This is a genomic window from Pseudomonas sp. 29 (assembly GCF_002754355.1).
Lineage (GTDB): Bacteria > Pseudomonadota > Gammaproteobacteria > Pseudomonadales > Pseudomonadaceae > Aquipseudomonas > Aquipseudomonas neuropathica.
In genome coordinates this window covers 3,035,346-3,051,640 of sequence record NZ_PEEY01000001.1, presented here as the reverse complement: position 1 = coordinate 3,051,640, position 16,295 = coordinate 3,035,346, and the positions used below count along the sequence as shown (strand labels likewise).

Genomic DNA, 16,295 nt, shown 5'->3' with positions numbered 1-16,295 from the left:
AGTCTTCAATGAGCAGTGTTGTTGCCATCGTCAAAAGCATTGTCGGTCAGGTATTCGTGGTGTCCCCAGAGGGCGTGCGTCGCGTACTCGTTGAAGGCGATCGCCTGTTCGTTGGCGACCAGATCGACACCGGCCTCTCCGGCGCCGTGTCACTTGAATTGGCTGATGGCCGCACCCTCGATCTGGGTCGCGAAACCCAGTGGAGCGCCACCGCGCCCGACTCCAGCACGGACCTGGCTGAGGCCACCGCGCAGGCAGCGCCGTCGGTAGCAGAACTGCAGCAAGCCATCGCCGCCGGTGTCGACCCGACCACCGCCCTCGATGCTACCGCTGCCGGCCCGAGTGCTGCAGGCACGGGCGGTGCCGCCGGTGGTGGTCACAGCTTCGTCATGCTCGACGCCACCGCTGGCCGCGTTGACCCGACCATTGGTTTCCCGACTGCAGGCATCAACGCTGGCGGACAAGCCGCGCAAAACATCACCGGCGGCCAGACCACCGACACCACCACCAACGCCTTGCGTGATTCGACCCTGAGCCTCAGCGCCACGCCATCCATCACCGAAGCCGGCGGCGTGCTGGTGTACACCGCGACCCTGACCCAGGCGCCGCTGACCGACCTGACCATCACCCTGTCCAACGGCGCGGTGATTGTGATTCCGGCAGGCGCAACCACTGGCACCGTCAATGTGCCGCTGGCGCCGAACGACACCGTTTACAACGACCCGACCCAGATCGACGTGACCGTCACCGGCACCACCGGCGGCAATGGCATCACCGTGACCGCGCCGACCACTCCGGCCACAACCCAGGTCACTGACACCATCGACACCACCACCGTCACCCTGACGGCTGGGCCGAGTGTCACCGAAGGCGGGCAGATCACTTACACCGCGACCCTGACCAACCCGGCGCAAACCCCGGTGACCGTCACCCTGTCGAACGGCTCGACCATCACCATCGGCGCCGGCCAGACCAGCGGCACCGTCAACGTGCCGACCCCGGCCAACGACGTCTATAACAACGGCAGCACTGTCACCACGACGATTACCGGTGCGACTGGCGGCAACTTCGAAAACCTGGTGCCGAACCCGACGCCAGCGGTGACCACCATCACCGATTCGATCGACACCACTAATCTGACCCTGACCGCCACCGGCACAGTGGTCGAAGGCGGCCAGATCACCTACACCGCGACTCTGACCAACCCGGCGCAAACCCCGGTAACGGTCACCCTGTCGAACGGTTCGACCATCACCATTGAGGCTGGGCAGACCACCGGCACCGTCAACGTGCCGACGGCGGCCAATGACGTCTACAACAATGGCGGCACTGTCAGCACCACCATTACCGGCGCTACTGGCGGCAATTTTGAAAGCTTGGTGCCGAACACTACGCCTGCGACCACCACCGTTACCGATTCGATCGACACCACCAGCGTGAGCCTTACCGCCACCGGTACGGTCGTCGAAGGCGGCCAGATCACCTACACCGCGACGCTGACCAATGCTGCGCAGACTCCGGTAACGATCACCCTGTCGAACGGCTCGACCATCACCATTGACGCCGGCCAGACCACCGGCACCGTCAACGTGCCGACTGCGGCCAACGACGTTTACAACAATGGCAGCACCGTCAGCACCACCATCACCGGTACTACCGGCGGCAACTTCGAAAATCTGGTGCCGAACACGACGCCAGCGACCACCACCATTACCGACTCGATCGACGACACCAACCTGTCGCTGACGGCAACCGGGACCGTGGCCGAAGGTGGTTCGATTGTTTACACCGCGACCCTGACCAATCCTGCCGGCACCCCAGTCACCGTGACCCTGAGCAATGGCTCGGTGATCACCATCGAGGCAGGCAAAACCACTGGCACCGTGACCGTTCCGGCGCCAGCCGATGACGTCTATAAAGACGCCGGCAAAGTTGAAGTGACCATCAAGGACGCTTCCGGCGGCAACTTCGAGAATCTGGTGCCAAGCACCGTTCCAGCCGTGACCGAAGTGACCGACACCATCGACACGTCGACCGTGAAACTGACGGCTGACACCTCGGTGCCTGAAGGCGGCACCGTCACTTACACCGCCACCGTCGGTGCGCCGGTGACTGGCTCGCCAGTGATCGTGACCCTGGCCAACGGTCAGAACATCACCATCGAAGTCGGTAAAACCAGCGGCACCGTGACCACCACCGCTCCTAACGATGCGTTGACCGGCAATGCGCCGCTGACCAACTCGATCACCGGTGTTTCCGGTGGTAATTACGAAGATCTGGTTGCCGACAAGACCCCGGTATCGACCACTGTTACCGATGTCGCCGACACCACCGACCTGTCGCTGAGCGCCACCGGTTCCGTGGCCGAGGGTGGTTCGATCGTTTACACCGCGACGCTGACCAATCCGGCTGGCACGCCCGTTACCGTGACCCTGAGCAACGGCTCGGTGATCACCATCGACGCGGGTAAAACCACTGGCACTGTGACTGTTCCGGCGCCAGCTGATGACGTTTACAAAGACGCCGGCAAAGTCGAAGTCACCATCAAGGGTGTGTCTGGCGGTAATTTCGAGAACCTGGTCCCGAGCACCACGCCAGCCGTTACCGAAGTGACTGATACCATCGACACGTCGACCGTAAAGCTGACGGCTGACACCTCGGTGGCTGAAGGCGGCACCGTCACTTATACCGCCACTGTCGGCGCACCGGTGACCGGCTCGCCTGTGGTCGTGACTCTGGCGAATGGTCAGAACATCACCATTGAAGTCGGCAAAACAACCGGCACCGTGACGACCATTGCACCGAACGATGCGTTGACCGGCCACGCGCCGATTACCAATGCGATCACGGGCGTGAGCGGCGGCAATTACGAAGACCTCGTTGCCGACAAAACCCCCGTCAGCACCACCGTCACCGACACCACTGACACCACCGACCTGACTCTGAGTGCGACGGGAACCGTGGCTGAAGGCGGCCAGATCACTTACACCGCGACCCTGAGCAATGCCGCAGGTTCGCCTGTTACCGTAACCCTGTCGAACGGCTCGGTGATCACCATCGAAGCGGGGAAAACCACCGGCACCGTGACCGTTCCTGCGCCAGCCGATGATGTCTATAAAGACGCCGGCAAAGTCGAAGTCACCATCAAGGACGCCACTGGCGGCAACTTCGAAAACCTGGTGCCGAGCACCGTTCCTGCCGTCACCGACGTGATCGATACCGTTGATACCTCGACGGTGAAACTGACCGCCACCGAGACGGCCGCTGAAGGTGGCACCGTCACCTACACCGCCACTATCGGCGCGCCAGTCACCGGCTCGCCCGTGGTCGTGACCCTGGCCAACGGCCAGAACATCATCATTGAAGTCGGCAAAACCACCGGCACCGTGACCACCACTGCACCAAACGATGCGCTGACCGGCCACGCGCCGATCACCAACGCGATCACAGGCGTGAGCGGCGGCAACTACGAAGATCTGGTGGCTGACAAAACCCCGGTCAGCACCACGGTCACCGACACCACTGACACCACCAACCTGACCCTGAGCGCGACGGGCACCGTGGCTGAAGGCGGCCAGATCACTTACACCGCGACCCTGACCAATGCCGCAGGTTCGCCTGTCACCGTAACCCTGTCGAACGGTTCGGTGATCACCATCGAGGCGGGGAAAACCACTGGCACAGTGACCGTTCCGGCGCCCGCCGATGACGTCTATAAAGACGCCGGCAAAGTCGAAGTCACGATCAAGGACGCGACTGGCGGCAACTTCGAGAACCTGGTGCCAAGCACCGTTCCGGCTGTCACTGACGTAACCGATACCATCGACACCTCGACGGTCAAACTGACGGCCACCGAGACTGCCGCTGAAGGTGGCACCGTCACTTACACCGCCACTGTTGGCGCACCGGTGACCGGTTCGCCGGTGGTCGTGACTCTGGCCAATGGTCAGAACATCACTATTGAAGTCGGCAAAACCACCGGCACCGTGACTACCACTGCACCAAACGATGCGCTGACTGGCCACACGCCGCTGACCAACGCGATTACTGATGTGAGCGGTGGTAACTACGAGAACCTCGTTGCCGACAAGACCCCAGTTTCGACCACTGTTACTGACACTGTCGACACCACCAACCTGTCGCTCACTGCGACTGGCACCGTGGCTGAAGGCGGTTCGATTGTTTACACCGCGACCCTGACCAATCCGGCCGGCACGCCAGTGACCGTGACCCTGAGCAACGGCTCGGTGATCACCATCGAAGCGGGTAAAACCACTGGCACCGTGACCGTTCCAGCGCCAGCTGATGACGTCTACAAAGACGCCGGCAAGGTCGAAGTCACTATCAAGGATGCTACCGGCGGCAACTTCGAGAACCTGGTGCCAAGCACCGTTCCTGCCGTCACCGACGTGACCGATACCGTTGATACCTCTACGGTCAAACTGACCGCCACCGAGACTGCCGCTGAAGGTGGCACCGTCACCTACACCGCCACTGTCGGTGCTCCAGTGACGGGTTCTCCGGTTGTAGTGACTCTGGCCAACGGCCAGAACATCACCATCGAGGTCGGCAAAACCAGCGGCACCGTGACCACCACCGCGCCAAACGATGCGCTGACGGGCCAAGCTCCGCTGACCAACTCGATCACCAACGTTTCCGGCGGCAATTACGAAAACCTCGTGGCCGACAAAACCCCGGTCAGCACCACCGTCACCGACACCACTGACACCACCGACCTGACGCTGAGCGCGACGGGCACCGTGGCTGAAGGCGGTTCAATTGTTTACACCGCGACCCTGACAAATCCGGCCGGCACGCCAGTCACTGTGACCCTGAGCAACGGCTCGGTGATCACCATCGAAGCGGGCAAAACTACCGGCACCGTGACCGTTGCGGCGCCAGCTGATGACGTCTACAAAGACGCCGGCAAGGTCGAAGTCACCATCAAGGACGCCACCGGTGGCAACTTCGAGAACCTGGTGCCAAGCACCACGCCAGCCGTGACCGAAGTCACTGACACCATCGACACCTCGACCGTGAAGCTGACGGCCGACACCACGGTCGCTGAAGGCGGCACCGTCACCTACACCGCCACTGTTGGCGCTCCGGTGACCGGTTCGCCTGTGGTCGTGACCCTGGCCAATGGTCAGAGCATTACCATCGAAGTCGGCAAGACCACCGGCACTGTGACCTTCACCGCGCCGAACGATGCGTTGACCGGTCAAGCGTCGCTGGGTAATTCGATTACGGGTGTAAGCGGCGGTAACTACGAAAACCTGGTGGCCGACAAGACCCCGGTTTCGACTTCGGTCACTGACACCGTCGACACCACTGACCTGTCGCTCAGCGCCACCAACTCGGTCGCCGAGGGCGGTTCGATCATCTACACCGCGACGCTGACCAACCCGGCTGGCTCGCCAGTGACTGTGAACCTGTCGAACGGCTCGGTCATTACCATCGAGGCCGGTAAAACCACCGGCACCGTGACTGTCGCTGCGCCAGCCGATGACGTCTACAAAGACGCCGGCAAAGTCGAAGTCACCATCAAGGACGCCACCGGCGGCGACTTCGAGAATCTGGTACCAAGCACTGTCCCGGCCGTGACCGAAGTCACTGATACCGTCGACACTACCACCGTCAAACTGACCGCCACCGAGTCAGCGGCTGAAGGTGGCACCGTTACTTACACCGCCACCGTAGGCGCTCCAGTCACCGGTTCGCCGGTCGTCGTGACCTTGGCCAACGGCCAGAACATCACCATCGAAATCGGCAAAACCACCGGCACCGTGACCACCACTGCGCCGAACGATGCGTTGAACGGCCACACCCCGCTGACCAATGCGATCACTGACGTAAGCGGCGGTAACTACGAGAATCTGGTTGCCGACAAGACTCCGGTTTCGACCACTGTTACTGACACTGTCGACACCACCAACCTGTCGCTGACTGCGACCGACACCGTGGCTGAAGGCGGTTCGATCGTTTACACCGCAACACTGACCAATCCGGCCGGCACGCCAGTCACCGTTACCCTGTCCAACGGCGCCGTGATCACCATTGAGGCGGGTAAAACCACTGGCACCGTCACCGTCGCTGCGCCCGCCGATGACGTCTATAAAGACGCCGGCAAAGTTGAAGTCACGATCAAGGACGCCACTGGCGGCAACTTCGAGAACCTCGTTCCGAGCACCAACCCAGCCGTTACCGACGTCTCTGACACCATCGACACTTCGACGGTCAAACTGACCGCTACCGAGTCCGCGGCTGAAGGTGGCACTGTCACCTACACCGCCACGGTCGGTGCGCCAGTCACTGGCTCGCCAGTTGTGGTGACCCTGGCCAACGGCCAGAACATCACCATCGAAGTGGGTAAAACCAGCGGCACCGTGACCACCACCGCGCCAAACGATGCGTTGACTGGCCACGCTCCACTGACCAACGCGATCACCGACGTTTCCGGCGGCAATTACGAAAACCTCGTGGCTGACAAAACCCCGGTCAGCACCACCGTCACCGACACCGTCGACACCACCAACCTATCGCTGACCGCGACCGGTTCGGTGAACGAAGGCGGCCAGATCACCTACACCGCGACCCTGACCAACGCCGCTGGTTCGCCGGTCACCGTGACTCTGTCGAACGGTGCTGTGATCACCATCGAAGCCGGCAAAACCACCGGCACCGTAACCGTTCCAGCGCCTGCCGATGACGTCTACAAAGACGCCGGCAAGGTCGAAGTGACGATCAAGGATGCAACGGGCGGTAACTTCGAAAATCTGGTGCCGAGCACTGTGCCGGCCGTGACCAACGTCACCGATACCATCGACACCACCACCGTCAAGCTCACCGCGACCGAGTCGGCGGCTGAGGGTGGCAGCGTGACTTACACCGCAACCGTCGGCGCGCCAGTGACCGGTTCCCCTGTGGTCGTGACCCTGGCTAACGGTCAGACCATCACCATTGGTGTTGGCCAGACCACCGGCACCGCGACCACCACCGCACCGAACGATGCATTGACCGGCCACACGCCGCTGACCAATGCGATCACTGAGGTGAGCGGTGGTAACTTCGAAAATCTGGTTGCCGACAAGACACCGGTTTCGACCAATGTCACCGACACTGTCGACACCACTAACCTGTCGCTCAGCGCCACGGGTTCTGTGGCCGAGGGTGGTTCGATTGTTTACACCGCAACCCTGACCAACGCTGCAGGCTCGCCAGTCACGGTGACCCTGTCGAACGGCGCGGTAATCACCATCGAAGCCGGCAAAACCACTGGCACCGTGACCGTTCCAGCTCCGGCCGATGACGTCTACAAAGACGCCGGCAAAGTCGAAGCGACGATTTCGACCGCTACCGGTGGCAACTTCGAAAACCTGGTGCCGAGCACTGTTCCAGCCGTCACCGAAGTGACTGATACCATCGACACCTCGACCGTGAAACTGACGGCGACCGAGACCGCCGCTGAAGGGGGCACCGTCACTTACACCGCGACAGTCGGGGCGCCTGTGACAGGCTCGCCGGTTGTTGTGACCCTGGCCAACGGTCAGAACATCACTATCGAAGTCGGCAGAACCACCGGCACCGTAACCTTCACCGCACCGAACGATGCCCTGACCGGCCACGCGCCGATCACCAACGCGATCACGGGTGTCACTGGCGGCAACTACGAAAATCTGGTTGCCGACAAGACCCCGGTTTCGACCACGGTCACCGACACCGTCGACACCACCAACCTGTCGCTCAGTGCGACCGGTTCTGTGGCCGAAGGCGGTTCGATCATCTATACCGCGACATTGACCAACGCTGCTGGCTCGCCAGTGACCGTGACCCTGTCGAACGGCGCGGTGATTACCATCGACGCCGGCAAAACCACTGGCACCGTGACCGTTCCAGCTCCGGCCGATGACGTCTACAAAGACGCCGGCAAAGTCGAAGCGACGATTTCGACCGCTACCGGTGGCAACTTCGAAAACCTGGTGCCGAGCACTGTTCCAGCCGTCACCGAAGTGACTGATACCATCGACACCTCGACCGTGAAACTGACGGCGACCGAGACCGCCGCTGAAGGGGGCACCGTCACTTACACCGCGACAGTCGGGGCGCCTGTGACAGGCTCGCCGGTTGTTGTGACCCTGGCCAACGGTCAGAACATCACTATCGAAGTCGGCAGAACCACCGGCACCGTAACCTTCACCGCACCGAACGATGCCCTGACCGGCCACGCGCCGATCACCAACGCGATCACGGGTGTCACTGGCGGCAACTACGAAAATCTGGTTGCCGACAAGACCCCGGTTTCGACCACGGTCACCGACACCGTCGACACCACCAACCTGTCGCTCAGTGCGACCGGTTCTGTGGCCGAAGGCGGTTCGATCATCTATACCGCGACATTGACCAACGCTGCTGGCTCGCCAGTGACCGTGACCCTGTCGAACGGCGCGGTGATTACCATCGACGCCGGCAAAACCAGCGGCACCGTGTCCGTTCCAGCGCCAGCCGACGACGTCTACAAAGACGCAGGCAAGGTTGAAGCGACGATCTCCACCGCTACCGGTGGCAACTTCGAAAACCTGGTGCCGAGCACGACGCCGGCCGTGACCGAAGTCACCGACACCATCGACACCTCGACCGTCAAACTGACCGCCGATACGTCCGTGGCTGAAGGCGGCACCGTCACTTACACCGCCACTGTGGGCGCTCCAGTAACCGGTTCGCCGGTCACCGTGACCCTGGCTAACGGCCAGAACATCACCATCGAAGTCGGCAAAACCACCGGCACCGTAACCTTCACCGCACCGAACGATGCCCTGACCGGCCACGCGCCGATCACCAACGCGATCACGGGTGTCACTGGCGGCAACTACGAAAATCTGGTTGCCGACAAGACCCCGGTTTCGACCACGGTCACCGACACCGTCGACACCACCAACCTGTCGCTCAGTGCGACCGGTTCTGTGGCCGAAGGCGGTTCGATCATCTATACCGCGACATTGACCAACGCTGCTGGCTCGCCAGTGACCGTGACCCTGTCGAACGGCGCGGTGATTACCATCGACGCCGGCAAAACCAGCGGCACCGTGTCCGTTCCAGCGCCAGCCGACGACGTCTACAAAGACGCAGGCAAGGTTGAAGCGACGATCTCCACCGCTACCGGTGGCAACTTCGAAAACCTGGTGCCGAGCACGACGCCGGCCGTGACCGAAGTCACCGACACCATCGACACCTCGACCGTCAAACTGACCGCCGATACGTCCGTGGCTGAAGGCGGCACCGTCACTTACACCGCCACTGTGGGCGCTCCAGTAACCGGTTCGCCGGTCACCGTGACCCTGGCCAACGGCCAGAACATCACCATCGAAGTTGGCAAAACCACCGGCACCGTGACCTTCACCGCACCAAATGATGCGTTGACCGGCCATGCGCCACTGACCAACTCGATCACCAACGTGACCGGCGGCAACTACGAAAACCTTGTTGCCGACAAAACTCCGGTCAGCACCACCGTGACCGATACCGTCGACACCACCAATCTGTCGCTGAGCGCGACCGGTAGCGTGGCCGAGGGTGGCTCGATTGTTTACACCGCAACGCTGACCAACGCCGCTGGCTCGCCAGTCACCGTGACGCTGAGCAACGGCGCCGTGATCACCATCGACGCCGGTAAAACCACCGGTACCGTGACCGTTCCAGCCCCGGCTGACGACGTCTACAAAGATGCCGGCACCGTGCAGGCGACCATCAGCACCGCCACCGGTGGCAACTTCGAAAATCTCGTGGCCGACAAGACGCCAGTCAGCACCAACGTGACCGACACCGTCGACACCACCAATCTGTCGCTCAGCGCGACCAATTCGGTCGCTGAAGGCGGTTCGATTGTTTACACCGCGACCTTGACCAATGCGGCTGGTTCGCCAGTCACCGTGACACTGAGCAACGGCGCCGTGATCACCATCGACGCCGGTAAAACCACTGGCACCGTGACCGTTCCAGCCCCGGCCGACGACGTCTACAAAGATGCCGGCACCGTGCAGGCGACCATCAGCACCGCCACCGGTGGCAACTTCGAAAATCTGGTGCCTAGCACTACGCCGGCCGTGACCAGCGTTACCGACACGATCGACACCACCACCGTCAAACTCACGGCCACCGAGTCGGCGGCTGAAGGCGGCAACGTCACGTACACCGCCACTGTTGGTGCTCCGGTCACTGGTTCGCCAGTTGTGGTGACCCTGGCCAACGGTCAGACCATTACCATCGGCGTGGGACAGACCACCGGCACCGCGACCACCGCAGCGCCAAACGATGCATTGACCGGTCATGCGCCACTGACCAACTCGATCACCAACGTGACCGGCGGAAACTACGAAAATCTCGTGGCCGACAAGACGCCCGTCAGCACCAACGTGACCGACACCGTCGACACCACCAATCTGTCGCTCAGCGCGACCAATTCGGTCGCTGAAGGCGGTTCGATTGTTTACACCGCGACCTTGACCAATGCGGCTGGTTCGCCAGTCACCGTGACACTGAGCAACGGCGCCGTGATCACCATCGACGCCGGTAAAACCACTGGCACCGTGACCGTTCCAGCCCCGGCCGACGACGTCTACAAAGATGCGGGCACCGTGCAGGCGACCATCAGCACCGCCACCGGTGGCAACTTCGAAAATCTGGTGCCTAGCACTACGCCGGCCGTGACCAGCGTTACCGACACGATCGACACCACCACTGTCAAACTGACAGCAACAGAGTCGACAGCTGAGGGTGGCAACGTCACGTACACCGCCACTGTTGGTGCTCCGGTCACTGGTTCGCCAGTTGTGGTGACCCTGGCCAACGGTCAGACCATTACCATCGGCGTGGGACAGACCACCGGCACCGCGACCACTACCGCGCCAAACGACGCACTGACTGGTCACGCACCGCTGACCAACTCGATCACCAACGTCACGGGCGGCAACTACGAGAACCTCGTCGCCGACAAGACTCCGGTTTCGACTACCGTCACTGACACCGTCGACACCACCAACCTGTCGCTGTCCGCGACCGGCACCGTGGCCGAAGGTGGCCAGATCACTTACACCGCGACCCTGACCAATGCTGCCGGTTCGCCGGTCACCGTGACCCTGAGCAACGGTTCGGTGATCACCATCGACGCTGGCAAAACCACTGGCACTGTGACCGTTCCAGCGCCAGCCGATGACGTCTACAAAGACGCCGGCAACGTCCAGGCCACGATCAAAACCGCCACCGGTGGCAGCTTCGAAAACCTCGTCACCAGCACGGCTCCGGCCGTGACCAGCGTCACCGACACCATCGACACGACTACCGTGAAGCTGACTGCGACCGGCTCTGCGGCGGAAGGCGGCAACGTCGTCTACACCGCCACTGTCGGTGCAGCCGTGACCGGTTCGCCGGTCGTGGTGACCTTGGCCAACGGTCAGACCATCACCATCGACATCGGCAAAACCACCGGCACCGTGACCACCACCGCACCGAACGATGCGCTGACCGGCCACGCCCCGCTGACCAACTCGATCAGCAACGTCACGGGCGGCAACTACGAAAATCTGGTCGCCGACAAAACCCCGGTCAGCACTACCGTCACCGACACCGTCGACACCACCAACCTGACGCTGTCCGCGACCGGCACCGTGGCCGAAGGTGGCCAGATCACCTACACCGCGACCCTGACCAATGCTGCCGGTTCGCCGGTCACCGTGACCCTGAGCAACGGTTCGGTGATCACCATCGACGCTGGCAAAACCACTGGCACTGTGACCGTTCCAGCGCCAGCCGATGACGTCTACAAAGACGCCGGCAACGTCCAGGCCACGATCAAAACCGCCACCGGTGGCAGCTTCGAAAATCTCGTCACCAGCACGGCCCCGGCCGTGACCAGCGTCACCGACACCATCGACACGACTACCGTGAAGCTGACTGCGACCGGCTCTGCGGCGGAAGGTGGCAACGTCGTCTACACCGCCACTGTCGGTGCAGCCGTGACCGGTTCGCCGGTCGTGGTGACCCTGGCCAACGGTCAGACCATCACCATCGACATCGGCAAAACCACCGGCACCGTGACCACCACCGCACCGAACGATGCGCTGACCGGCCACGCCCCGCTGACCAACTCGATCAGCAACGTCACGGGCGGCAACTACGAAAATCTGGTCGCCGACAAAACCCCGGTCAGCACTACCGTCACCGACACCGTCGATACCACCAACCTGACGCTGTCCGCGACCGGCACCGTGGCCGAAGGTGGCCAGATCACCTACACCGCGACCCTGACCAACGCCGCTGGCTCGCCAGTCACCGTGACCCTGAGCAACGGTTCGGTGATCACCATCGACGCCGGCAAAACCACTGGCACCGTGACCGTTCCGGCTCCGGCCGATGACGTCTACAAAGACGCCGGCACCGTGCAGGCGACCATCACCGGCACCAGCGGCGGCAGCTTCGAAAATCTGGTGACCAGCAACACGCCAGCCGTGACCAACGTCACCGACACGGTCGATACCACCACGGTCAGCATCACTGGCAGCAGCTCGGTGACTGAAGGCCAGACCGCCAGCTACACGGTCAACCTGAACCACCCGGCGCAAACCGAAGTAACTCTGAAAATCGTCTACAGCGGCACCGCCGCCGACGGTTCGGACTTCACCGGCGTGTACACCGTGAAGATCCCGGCCGGTGCGAGCAGCGCGCAGTTCAATGTCGCGACCATCGATGACAAGATCACCGAAGGCACCGAAAACTTCGTGGTTAAGATCGATTCCGCCACCGGCGGCAACTTCGAAAACCTCGCGGTCAGCAGCACCAACGGCAGCGTCAGTACCTCGATCATCGACAACGATGCGCCGCCGGTGCTCGACCTGGATGCCAACAACTCCAGCGGCGCCACCGGTGCCGACTACAAGGTGACCTTCACCGAAAACACCCCGGGCGCGGGCGTGTCGATTGCCGACACCGACATCAGCATCACTGACCCGGACAGCACCATGCTCACCGGCGCCACCGTGGTCCTGACCAACCGTCAGGACGGCGATGCGCTGAACCTGGGCAACAGCGTCAACGGCATCACCATCAATGCCAACAGCACCAACGGCACCGTCACGCTGACGCTGTCCGGTAACGCGACGCTGGCCGACTACATGCAGGCCATCAAGAACATCAGCTTCACCAACGGCAGCGAAAACCCGAGCACCGTGCCGCGCATCATCACGGTGACCGTGACCGACGGCGGCAATTACTCCAACACCGCGACCACCACGGTCAACGTGGTGGCGGTCAACGACGCTCCGGTGGCAGCGCCAAGCAACGTCACTGGCACCGAAGACACTCCGCTGGTGCTCGGCTGGTCGACCTTCGGCGTGACCGACGTCGACAGCCCGGCCAGCAGCCTCGGCATCAAAATCACTCAGCTGCCGGGCGAAGGCAAACTGCAGTATCTGGACGGTTCGACCTGGAAAGACGTCGCCAACAACCAGACCTTCAGCAAGGCTGACATCGACGCGGGCAAGCTGCGCTTCCTGCCGGATGCCAACGAGTCGGGGGTCAACGGTTACGGCGGCAGCGGTCTGGGCAACAACCAGGCGGACTACGCACAGATCAAATTCCAGCCAACCGACGGCCAACTGCTGGGCAACACCGGCACCGTGAAGATCGACATCACGCCAGTGGCGGACGCGCCGACCGTGAGCGTGGCCGACAACAGCGTGAAGTCCACCGGGCTGATCAAGGAAGTCTGGACCGGCTTGGCGGGTCTGGGCACCAACGGCAATGGCGCGGATTCGACCACGTTGAAAAACGTCATCGACGGCGCCGGCAAACCGAACTCCAGCGGCTCGGTGACCAATGTGCAGTCCGACGGTAGCGTTGCGGCGGGCACGGCATCGAAGACGTCAGGCCTGATTTATCTGGAAGCCGGCAAAACCTACACGTTCAGCGGTATTGCCGATGACAGTTTGTTGATCACGATCGGCGGCAAGAGTGTGGCTTCGGGTACCTGGGGCGCGGGCGGCGCCATCAATGGCTCGTTCACCCCGACCACCAGCGGCTACTACACCCTGGACATCTACCACCACAACCAGAGCGGCCCGGGCAGCTACGACGTCAACCTGTCGGTCAATGGCAGCACGCCGATCGACCTGAGCAGCGCCGGCGTGCCGATCTACACCGGCGTGCAGGATCTGATCAATTCGGGCGTGACCGTCTCCGATCTGCACGGCAGCAACGGCGAAGGCTATTACGACGGCTACAAACTCAATACCGGCGCCGAAGGCACCACGGTGAAACTGTCGGCAATCACCACCGCACTGACTGACACCGACGGCTCGGAAACCCTGAGCGTGAAGATCAGCGGCGCACCGGTCGGCTCGGTGCTCAGCGATGGCGCGGGTCACACCTTCACCGTCACTGCCAGCAGCGGCGACGCCAACGTCACTGGCTGGAACCTCGGCAGCCTGACCGTAACGCCACCGCCGTACTACAACGGCCAATTCAACCTGACCGTGACCTCGACCTCCACCGAGATGGTCGGCGGTTCTGCCAGCAGCACCGCGACCATTCCGGTCAGCGTGGTGCCGGCGGTCTACAACGCCGTGGTTGCGACGTCGGGCGACGACACCGTCACCGGCACCGATGGCAACGACATAATCGTCGCCGACATCGGCGGCCTGACCGTGGTCCCGGGCACCAACTACAACATCGCGTTCATGGTCGACAGCTCCGGCAGCATGAGCAGTTCGTCGCTCAACGCCGCCAAAGACTCGCTGACGTCGGTGTTCAACAGTCTCAAGCAGAGCCTGGGCGGCAGCAATTCGGGCACGGTGAACATTTTCCTCGTCGACTTCGATACCCAGGTCAACAAGTCGGTGTCGGTGAACCTCAACGACCCGAACGCGCTGACGCAACTCAAAGCGGTACTGGACTCGATGGCCTCCGGCGGCGGCACCAACTACGAGGACGTGTTCAAGACCACGGCCAACTGGTTCCAGAGCGCTGACGCTGTGGCCAACACCGGCGCGAAGAACCTTACGTACTTCATCACCGACGGCCAGCCGACCTATTACCAGAGCGGCGAGCAGACCAACCCGACGCTGTACGGCAACGTGAAGCTCGACGATGTGGTGAAAACCAGCAACTACAAGCCGGGCGACACTTTCAGCACTTACATCGACAATACCCACGCGTTGACGATCAACAGCGCCGGCACCGTGACCCTGCAAACCTACACTTCGTGGTGGGGCTGGAGCAGCTCTAATCTGGGCACCATCCACGCGCAGGGCGACGGCACTTATGAGTTGTCGAGTCTGGCGGGTACCGGTAACAGCACCAACTCGTCAACGACCAGCAACTCGACCAGTGGTTTTGCCTTGCTCAACGGTCTGTCGAACGTCGAGGCTATCGGACTGAACAACGATGTCAGCCTCAACGATCTGAAGCCGTACGATACGGATAAAACGCCGCAGACCAACATTGATCCGAAGGATCTGGCCAACTCGATCATCGGCCACACCGAAGCGACGCTGCCGGGCAACGACACCGTCAGCGGTGGCGACGGCAATGACATCCTGTTCGGCGATCTGGTCAGCTTCAACGGCATTGCCGGCGAGGGTTATCAGGCGATGCAGGCGTTCGTTGCCAAAGAAACCGGGGTCGATGTCAGCAAAGTCACCACCAGCAACGTGCACCAGTACATCACCGAGCACTATCAGGCGTTCGATGTCTCCGGCGCGCACGATGGTAACGACACCCTGCTGGGCGGCGCGGGCAATGACATCCTGTTCGGCTCGGGCGGCAACGATTTGCTCGATGGCGGCAAAGGTAATGACATCCTGCTCGGCGGCACCGGCAACGACACGCTGATCGGCGGTCAGGGTAATGACATCCTCATCGGTGGTTCGGGTGCCGACACCTTCGTCTGGAAGGCGGGCGACACCGGCAACGACGTGATCAAGGATTTCAACGCCAGCGAAGGTGACCGCATCGACTTGCGTGATCTGTTGCAGGGCGAGACCGGCAGCACCATCGACAACTTCCTGAAGATCACTACGGTCGACGGCACGTCGTCGCTGCAAGTCAGCTCGGCGGGCAAGTTCAACTCCGGCGACGCTGCGGCGGCAACCCCGGACGTGACGATCAAACTGGAAGGCAACAACTGGTCGAGCGCCAACATTCACAACCTGATTGCCGGCAGCGACCCGACCATCAAGGTCGACCACAACAACAGCTGATCGTGAACAAAACGGCCGCCCCGATGGGGCGGCCGTCACGTTTGTGCT

1 protein-coding gene is annotated in these 16,295 nt (G+C 62.0%); it reads left to right on the top strand.

Going from position 1 to position 16,295, the window contains the following annotated elements:
• Positions 1-8 precede the first annotated feature (8 nt).
• Positions 9-16,247 carry a LapA family giant adhesin gene (locus CLU80_RS14230; RefSeq protein WP_099757655.1) on the top strand — a complete coding sequence of 5,413 codons (16,239 nt, stop codon included), beginning with the start codon at positions 9-11 and terminating at the stop codon, positions 16,245-16,247.
• The last annotated feature ends 48 nt before the right edge of the window (positions 16,248-16,295 follow it).